Annotated in this window: 7 protein-coding genes; 1 reads left to right on the top strand and 6 read right to left on the bottom strand. The window is 38.0% G+C overall.

Annotated features, from left to right (window positions below):
* Positions 1-210: 210 nt before the first annotated feature.
* Positions 211-951 (bottom strand): GLPGLI family protein, encoded by a 741-nt coding sequence (locus OCK74_RS27515; RefSeq protein ID WP_279300338.1) that lies wholly within the window; start codon positions 949-951, stop codon positions 211-213.
* A gap of 51 nt (positions 952-1,002) precedes the next feature.
* Positions 1,003-3,783 (bottom strand): outer membrane beta-barrel protein, encoded by a 2,781-nt coding sequence (locus tag OCK74_RS27510; protein WP_279300337.1) that lies wholly within the window; start codon positions 3,781-3,783, stop codon positions 1,003-1,005.
* Between the two features lie 507 nt (positions 3,784-4,290).
* Between OCK74_RS27510 and OCK74_RS27505 the strand changes: the two genes are divergently transcribed.
* Complete coding sequence (locus OCK74_RS27505) at positions 4,291-5,466, top strand: TlpA family protein disulfide reductase (RefSeq protein ID WP_279300336.1); 1,176 nt, start codon at positions 4,291-4,293, stop codon at positions 5,464-5,466.
* Positions 5,467-5,786: 320 nt separating this feature from the next.
* On the opposite strand, the gene OCK74_RS27500 is transcribed toward OCK74_RS27505, so the two are convergent.
* The 4 genes from OCK74_RS27500 to OCK74_RS27485 form a co-directional block, all read right to left on the bottom strand.
* The gene (locus OCK74_RS27500; RefSeq protein ID WP_279300335.1) at positions 5,787-6,977 is read right to left on the bottom strand and encodes a TlpA disulfide reductase family protein; all 1,191 of its coding nucleotides are present in this window, start codon (positions 6,975-6,977) and stop codon (positions 5,787-5,789) included.
* Between the two features lie 21 nt (positions 6,978-6,998).
* Entirely contained in the window at positions 6,999-7,295 is a 297-nt protein-coding gene (locus OCK74_RS27495; protein WP_279300334.1) for a hypothetical protein, read from the bottom strand.
* Entirely contained in the window at positions 7,292-8,251 is a 960-nt protein-coding gene (locus OCK74_RS27490) for a thioredoxin family protein (RefSeq protein WP_279300333.1), read from the bottom strand. The genes OCK74_RS27495 and OCK74_RS27490 overlap by 4 nt, the downstream gene beginning before the upstream one ends.
* Before the next feature lie 76 nt (positions 8,252-8,327).
* Positions 8,328-9,545 (bottom strand): TlpA family protein disulfide reductase (locus tag OCK74_RS27485; protein ID WP_279300332.1); only part of this gene is annotated, 1,218 nt, incomplete at its 5' end.

Genomic DNA, 9,545 nt, shown 5'->3' with positions numbered 1-9,545 from the left:
TTCATGATAAGTAGATCAGAAAGCAAAACTATTTACATCCCATCCGGTCAACAATATGCACTTGCTCGTTGATTTACGAACATGCTGCCAAAAAGAGGCAAAAGAAAGCGGCAATAATGGAATTAAAAAGTACAATTTTACACTTAATCATATAAATAACATTTTTTATAAAAGCTATATAGTTTGCATCTTAGCTGGCTATTCATGTCCTCAAATCGCAATATTCAGCAGCATTTTCTTGCCATAATCGCCCCATCTGTTGGCAACTTTGTTGATAGCCTCCATCATGGTCTTATAAGTAACCTTCTTCCCTTTGGTTGCCGGCAACACAATGTTCATGTTCACACCACTTACTTCTACCTTGGTTGCAAACCATGTTGTATGCAGGCGGGGAATCCCCATGCCTAGTATCATTCCAGGTAACCCGTGAATACTTTCCGGACCTCCTGGAATCAGAATATTGTCTGTGTAAAATGCAAACACACCTATACTGTCATTGAGTATGCCGACCGCCTTTCTGCATTCAAATCCGGCAATCTCCCTTAAATCGGCTGTTATTTTCCATTTGATTTTGGCAAGACTGTCCTCTACAAGAAATGTTTCTTCATACATAGGTTTTTGCGCCACCACCCGATCACTTTTATAATCAGTGTAAACAATGTTTTTATCAGCAATTGGACTATACCAGGAACGTGGGCTCACAGGAACTTCCCTGCCAGGCTTGAAAATCGACTTAGTAGTATCACCTATAAATTCAAAATAGCTTAATGCTGTTATTGGAAGATTTGCTTTATTTCTGTCAAAGTATTCAGGTAGTAGCTCTTTATACATCTGTTGAACATAAACGGTCTTTTCAAATTCCACTTTTATGGTATTATAGAAAAGGGCTTGTGCCTGTAACAAGGAATGTACAAGAAAGATGGCTATTAAAAGGAGAATCAATCTTTTCATAAATGTTGTTTTAGTAAGTTAGATAATGGCCTATCCATATTTCAAGTATTACTATTTTCCTGTGGGCATTTTATTGAACGACCATTCAAACTTCAATAAGAAATAACGGCTTACCCTCAGGTAGCGCTCATCGGTTACAAAGTTGCTGTTGATACTTTGGTTGTATCCTTTGTTCTGATTAAGGATATCGTTGGCAACAATGATGATCTTTCCACTTTTATCCTTTAATACCTTTTTGGATATATTGCCATTCCATTGTATAATGTTGGTGTTGCGGTCGAAGGCGCCTATCTTCTGGCGGAGGTCGGCATTGACATCACTGCTGATCTCTATTTTGCCAGGAAGCATTACATAGCCATAGAAAGAGGCGCCGTAAGAGAAAAAGTTGTTGTCTACCTTGCGCAAGGAGGAACGGGAAGTATTGTAACGTACATTTGGGCGGATGTTGAAATTGAACTTATCTTTTACATCGTAACCAAGGTTATAAGCGGCATAAAAACTAGAATAGTTGTTGATGCCCTTTTCATTGTTGATGAAATTGATATTCCGCCCGCCATTGGCACTTAAATTTACTCCATGACGCAGTTTCTTTTCTCCCTGGCCAATATTCCAATTACCATAGATAACCCAGTTATTGTTACCATTTACATTAATGGGTGTGTATGTTCTTTTACCTGATGCATCAATGATACTGGCGTTGGAAATATCGTTTTGCGTAAAACCATAATTGACACCGAGGTATAAGTTTTGGCCAGTCAATATTTTATAGTTGGAATAACCGGCACTGATCCAGTGGTTGAAGCCCACCTTGAGGTTGGGGTTACCAACAAAGACATTGGTTTGGTCATTGTTGTCGCGGATGGGTTGCAACTGGTTCATACTGGGCTGGCGGGTAGTACCTCTATAGTTGACAGAAAAATATTTCTGCTGTTTTAGCTGGTAGCTATAGTTTGCCTGGGGTGTAATGTTCAGGAAGTTGTAAGTAGTCTTTTTGTCTTTATACTGGTCATCGAGGTTTAGCTGGAGGGCAGACAATCCAGATCCGAATGCGAATCTTGTCTTTTTGCCAACATACCTTAATACACCCATCGCGCTATGGGAAGAGACATCAAGGTTGAAATTATTACTGTATAAAGAGTCGAGGATCTCGTACTTGCTATTGCCGGCATCGTTGTAGGAGGCACGATTGGAAGCTGAATTGTTGTTGTTGTAACCATAATTTACCACCAGGTTCAATTTAGGAGTGAGCGGCTCACTGAAAGTAATCCTCGTACCAATGGTCTGGGAGCTGCCTGTAAATAGCTTTTGCTGGTCGGTAATACTGTCGGCCAGGAAATTGCCAGCGGCATCGTATTTTTTAAATGTAGAATACAATGTGCCGTTATTATCGTCTTCTACCAATCCAAAACGCAAAGTCGTCAGCAATTGCCTGTCTTTCTTTTTGAACAATTGCTTGTAAGTAAGCTGGTTGTCCAATTGTTTATTTTCGGTCTCGCTCTCCGTTGTCTGGTCGTTCTCATTCAGGAATAAATGGTTTTCGTTCTGGGTAAAGCTTTTGGTATTGTTATAGCCCTGGGTAGTTTTATAGATGCCAGCTGTGGTGAACTTGAAAGAAGCCAGGGAATCCAGTTTCCACTCGTATTTGCCATTGATCGCGTGCTGCTGGTTGAGGCCATTGGTTTTTACTCGCCGGTCACTATATAATAGTCCACTGGATAGGATGGTTTGCGTAAGTGTGGAAGACTCGTTAATTGTAGACAGCCGGTTGTACCTGTAAGAACCGTTAACGCCATGCTTGTCTTCATTCCATTTGTTGCTGAATAAGGCTCCTGCTGAATAGGAGTCTGGCAAGCCACGGAGGCTCCAGTCCTCGAAGTCGCCACCACCATAGCTGATATAGTAGCCGCCTACTTCGTCATATTCCATATCATTCTCCACGCCCAGTTTCTGGCGGTCTTCCCAGTTAAGGCTTCCTGTACTAACAGTACTTTTTGTTCCATATACAGAAACCTTCTTTTTACCTACGAAACGGTTGTACAAGGCCTTGCCATCATGGTATTTTTGAAAATCACTTCCGGCATTAATCTTACCAAAGGCCCCCTTCTTACTGTTTTCTTTTAGCTTGATGTTTACCGTCTTGCTTTGGCTGTTGCCTCCCAACCCGGTAAGGTTTTGCTGATCTGTCTTTGTATCAAACACCTGCACCTTATCCACTGCTCTTGCCGCAATATTTTGAGTAGCCATCGTAGGATCATCACCAAAGAATTCCTCCCCATCTACCAGCACCTTTTGCACCCGCTGGCCATGAGCCGTGATCTGGCCTTTGCTGTCTACCTGGAAGCCAGGGAACTCTTTCAGAAGGTCTTCCACCGTAGCACCATCTTTTACATGAAAGCTATCAGCTGTAAATTCTGTAGTATCACCCTTAATGCGGATAGCTCGGCCACTTTGTATCACCACTTCTTTTAAAAGCGTAGCTTTTTGGGTAAGAGCAATAGAGCCCATATCCACCGCCTGCTCCTGCACATTCACCACCTCAACATAATCGGCAAACTTGGGGAAAGTGATCATTACAATGTACTGGCCCTTTCCAATATGAGGTAGAATAAAACTTCCATCTTTACCACTTCGGGTATAATTCGATAAAGTAGAATCTTTTTTATGAAGCAAGGAAATAACCGCATTGGATAAAGGCGCTTTTCCCAGGGTATCCACTACCTTACCTCTCAATTGGGATTCCTGTTGGGCAAAGGCAAAGTTGAAAAGGCCGATAAAGGCGAATAAAAAAAGTAGCTTTTTCTTATCAAAAAGAAACTTAATCTTTTGAATCATATATGCTTTTTACTGGCGTGAGTTTTAATTTGTAGTGAAGGCCGCTAGAGTTAATGGCCTTTTGGTAAGTGAATCCCGTGGTTTAGCGATGATACTTCCGCGCGCATCCTGTGTGAGTGTGTAAGCTGTTGCACCCACGATAAATAATGCAGTTAGTTTGGTTTTATTCAAGTATGTATGGAGCATTGAAAAAATTAGGTTATTCTCAAAGCGTTATCAAATCTTCTAAAATGTCGTTCCTGCCTTAAAAACCTAAAAGTCAACCTTGAACTAACAACAAACCACATCAATTTTGACAATTATTGATGCTTTTTTTGCTTGTTTAACATACATGCATATCCGAAATTGGAAAATCAAACCACAATAACCCCTCCTTGCCAAAGCAGAGCATCAGAGTTATCTTTAAACAGTAAATTACTAATCAGCGGCATTGCAAGAGTTAAGCACCGGTCCCAGGTTACCTAGCCTCTTAGAAACTATTTTCAGCAACTTTAAAAATCATACAATATGTTGGAAAAGCTTATGCGCTTAACAAACGTCAAGAAATTTAAAGTTAATTGGGCTCTTATACAACCGAATTTTTACTTATTAGTGTTGTTATGTATTATAACAGTTTCCGCGAATGCTCAAAATGAGCAATCCCCTTCGCTAAATATCGGTGATCCTGCTCCTCCCCTGCGTGTGCGAGAGTGGATAAAAGGCACACCGGTTCAAAGTTTTGAAAAAGGCCATGTGTATGTAGTGGAGTTCTGGGCAACCTGGTGCAAACCTTGCATTGCAGCAATGCTTCATCTCTCTGCTTTAGCTGCAGAATACAAGGATAAGGTGACCATTATAGGTATTGATATCAAGGAAATGAAAACCACTTCCATACAGAAAGTAAAAGCTTTTGTCGACAGCATAGGCTTCCGGATGAATTATCATGTAGCGGCTGAGGATAGCAATTTTATGGCATCTAGTTGGATCGATGCTTCAGGAGAACAGGGTATCCCGAAGTCTTTTGTGGTGAATGCTAATGGAAGGCTGGCCTGGATCGGACACCCTAAAGATCTTGATGCAGTGTTGCGTAAAGTAGTGAACAACACCTGGGATATAAAAGAAGAAGCGGCCAAGCGGAATTCCAATAGGCATTTAGCAGCGCTGGATGATTCATTAAATTATGAATTGATTAGGTATGTACGAGATCCTAATAAGCCGGGTGATCTTGGAAAACCAGATTCAGCCCTTTTAGAGATCGATGAATTTGTCAGACATGAGCCAAAGCTGAAATACGCACCTTTTATTGCTTGGCATACTTTTTCTGCCTTACTCAAAACAAACCCGTACAAGGCCTATGAGTATGGAAAAACGTGGATGGTGACACCAACTTATGAAGAGCCTTCTTACTGGTCCATTTATAGAAATATTGAATTGTATTCAGATAAATTAAACCTTCCAGCAGAAATTTATGAGTTAGGTGCAGAAGCTTACCAAATGGAGATTGACCGAATTCCCTACCCAGAACTTGTTAACATTCCCAAACTGTATCACAAAATGGCAGATATGTATTGGCATGCAAAAAATAAAGTAAAAGCGATAGAAGCGGAACAAAATGCTATTAAAGCACTTAAAGGCAGAAAAGACTATTCAGCGACCGATTTGGCTGCTTTTGAGTCCCGGCTTCAGCAATACAAGAACATGTAGCAGGATGGATTGTAAGCGTCCCTTTATTAACTACTAGTTAGGAATCGAGTTTTCTAGTTGTTTGAAGTTCCCACTGAATAAAAAAAGCCCGCCAGGAATAGCGGGCCGCAACCAAAACTAACTTTTAAGCAGAAAGCTTGAAAAATTGAATTGCGCACAGAGTTTCAGTAAAGTCGAATATCCAAAACTGATCTTTGTCAGACCGCACACCTCACACTCCACGTACTTGCACAACCGTTAAATCGATATCCAGCACACATCCGCTCCCATCCACCCAACGCATAAAGGAAACAGGACGGCATGCCAACAACTGCGAATTATCAATTTTTGTCTATTAATTCCTTTTTTAAAACTTGTTCTAATGTATTCGATTGTGATGCGTTGGAATTCCAAACTACTTTTCCATCCCGACCAATTAAAATTCCAGAAGGAATCGGACTGACAGGATTCTCATAATTAGCTTCAATATCTTTGTTGCATGATACATTATACCAATGTTCAATTTTTTCTTTTTGAATAGCTTTTCGCCAGGCAATGGAATCTTTATCTATAGATATTGTAAGGATTTCTAAGCCATTAGGATGATATTGATCATATAACTTTTTAAGGTGGGGTATTTCTGCTCTGCAGGGGCCACACCAGCTTGCCCAAAAGTCTAATAAAACATATTTTCCCCTTAAATTTAATAAAATAATTTCGTTACCATTTACATCCTTTGCCTTAAAATTATGGGCAATATTGCCAACTGTATTTTGTTTCTTTTTTCTGATTATATCAATAATGCGTAATCCATCTGGGCTATTTTTGATTCTTGGTGTTAAATTGTGAAATAAAGTTTCGTCTGCTAATTCGCTCGGAAATCCGTTCAAAAATGGAGTTAACAAGATATAGGCACTTAAATAAGAATCTGAATGCTGTTTTACAAAAGAAACATTTTCCAGAGTAACTTCCTTATTGTATGGAATTAACCTTTCAATTGCTTTCTTTTCGTTTTCTAAAGCAACTTTCTTTTCTTCTTCCGTTTTAGCATCTTTGTATTCGTATTTAGCTTTCAATAATTGCCGAAATTCATTTTCATATTTGGCTTTTATCGAATCGTTGTGCCTTGCTAAAGTCTCCCACTCTAATTGAGTTACCGAACCATTCATTTTTGCATGCTCATAATCATTTTCTATTAATTCAATATTTTGAACTCCTGGTTCTATATAAACGTTAACAAAATTTACTTCGTTGAAATCTATTATTTTTCTATAGCCTTTAATTATTGCCCGAGTTGGTCCACCTATTTTTCCTGTATATTGAAATTTGCCATTTTGAAGATTGGTAGTATCTATTATCCATTTCCCCATAATGTCAGTATATCTTAAAATAATATATCCGGTATCACGCCCTTCGATGGTGCCATTTAATACAAAATTATCTTCTGAAGTATATTGTTTCTGTGATAAACAAGTATGGAAAATAACAAGCCCCAAAACAATAAGAACAAACTTTTTATTAATGGAAATCATGATCGATATTTTAATATTAATTTACGTTTTACCCCCTTGTTGGTATATCGCAGAGCTATGTGCATTGGGCGTACCAACAAGCTGTATAAAGACAGTCCGAAGAGAAAAGACAACACTTTTACACTCTTGTTGGGTTTTATTCATAGCCTCACCAACAACACCTAAAGCATTGTTTGTTGGTACACTGCAGCACAGGACCAGGGCGGCATACCAACAAAGGCGAAGGGCATTTCCTGTTGTGTACTTGCAATCTGTATAATAGTAGAATGGTTTGAACATAAAAAGTAAACCTACATTATACCACAGACGAAAATTCAAATCTCTGGAACTTTTATACCTATAAATTTTAAAACTTCGTCAATACTTACATCTTCTTTAATAATCCTCCCCGAAGCATCTAATAAAATATTCATCGGCACTCCTTGATAGTTGAGGGTTTGAAAAATTGTATTCCTCCATGCATTTTCTATCCTAAAAAATTGCCAAGGATATGCTTCCTTTTTAAGAAGGGTTTTAAAAGCCTCATTATCAGAATCAATAGATATACCAATCACCTCCAACTTTGTTGTATCTATATTTTCAAACATCCTTTTAAATCGGCTCTCTTGTATTCTACAAGGGCGACACCAGGACGCGCCAAAAAAGATTAAGGTATTTTTTTTAGAGTGTGCTAATAGACTTTCAATTTTGGATTTTCGGGATGTAGGGGTTATCAATTCCACACTGCGAAAATTGTTAAAATCAAACCCAAGATTCCGATCATAGACATATTTATTCAAGAGAGCCTTTGTCTGTTTCCCAACTGAACTTTCTCTAATATTTTGAGGAAACTTTTCAAAAAGTGCAAGTTTTTCCGAAGTATGTAAATTAGGATGCATGCCTAAAAGTATCATGCCATCAGTTGATGTAGTCCATAAATTTGCATGCTTGAATTGCAAATAGTTAGCCGCTTTATCAAATTCCCTTTTAATATAAACCAAGGTGTCCGAATCATTAAATTCTAATGTTGTACCATTGGAAGTTTTCGTATGAAGAAAATTGTTTTTTAGTGGTAGAATATAGGTAGACAAGTCTTGAATATTCTTAAAAATCTTTGCTGTATCAGGAAACATACTTTTATACTTTTCTAATAAAGTATCTTGGTATAGTATTGATGCTTCAGTAATTGGTTTATCCAACACATTTCCTGAAGTTACTTTTAAGGAGTTATGCTCTTTACAAGCTACAAACAGATTAAATAAACATAGACTAACGAGGCTTAAATGAGTTTTCATAATTTTTTGTTGAAACTTTTAATTATAAAATTGATTTCATGAAAACAATTTTTCTTCACCACCTAATATTCAATGGCTATTTGGAAAGGTTTATCAGTTGCTTCTTAAGCATTTCAAATTCGCTTGGTCTATAAGCATTCTTATAAACAATTTGCCCATCTTTTAGTACTATATAATAAGGAATCGTGATGGAACCTCCTGCAAATCCGAATTCTTCGTCTAAATATTTTCTCAATTTTTTCCCAGCAAGGACATGATAGCCTCCTAAACCCTTTTTCTCAATTATTTCATTCCATTTAGGTGCAGCAGATTGCTCGTCAATAGATATATATAATCGCTTTCCGCCTATCGTTGCCAGTAAGCTGTCAACCTGGTAATTAAGCTCCATTTCTGCCAGGCAGGGTCTACACCATGTAGCCCATATATCTACATAAACAATCCCATTTTTTAGTTTTGGAAATTCATTCACTTTAAGGTTATGTAACGCGCCGGCGTTATTAAGATAGACAATATTATTTCCAAATGACTTTGATTTTCCTGTCGATTGCCCAACATTATTTTTACTTTGCTCTTCTTTTGATGAACCAAGAATTTTCCTTATTGCAATGGCGTATTCACTATTAGGATACTTTAAACAATAATATTCCACTGCATCCCTCATCGTGTCTTTGGATATGCCAACACTATGAAAACCTAATATCTCATTGCCTAAGAAATATTCCTCATTCTTAACGCCATAATAATGGAGCAAATAATACTGAAAGAAAAAATCCCTTCCTTTATATTGAATGGTGGAATCGTGCATGTTATTATACATATCATTTCTACCTGCCTTCTTCATTTGAAAAAATGATAAAAGGGTAGCCCGAGTAATATCCCCTAACATACATTGAGAAATAATAGAGTCTTCCATCATAGTTGCTTTTATCAACCTTTCAGAAACTTTAAGTCTGACAGAGTCTGGAACTATTATTCTCTTTACTGATTGATCGTTAAGCTTTCTGAGCGTTTCCCCGACAAGAAGCGATTGAATAGATTTAGTTACAATTTTATGATATGAACTCGAAATTTTTTTTCTAGAAAGTAGCGAATCAAAGGGGGCAGTTTGCCGCTTGATTTCCTCTAAAATTGAGGTTGTCATATTGACTGAAGTTGCATTGCCGGTTAATATTTTTCTCAAATCATCATACTTGTTTCCAGGGAAAAAATCATACCGGTAAAATCTATTGTGACCTTCGCTGTTACTTCCAGAAAACTGGCAGGGAATGTAACGATAGTGGTCTTGATTCTCAAT

Origin of the sequence: Paraflavisolibacter caeni, assembly GCF_025628885.1 — a bacterium.
GTDB classification, from domain to species: domain Bacteria; phylum Bacteroidota; class Bacteroidia; order Chitinophagales; family Chitinophagaceae; genus Flavisolibacter; species Flavisolibacter caeni.
This window is presented reverse-complemented; position numbering and strand designations above follow the sequence as displayed.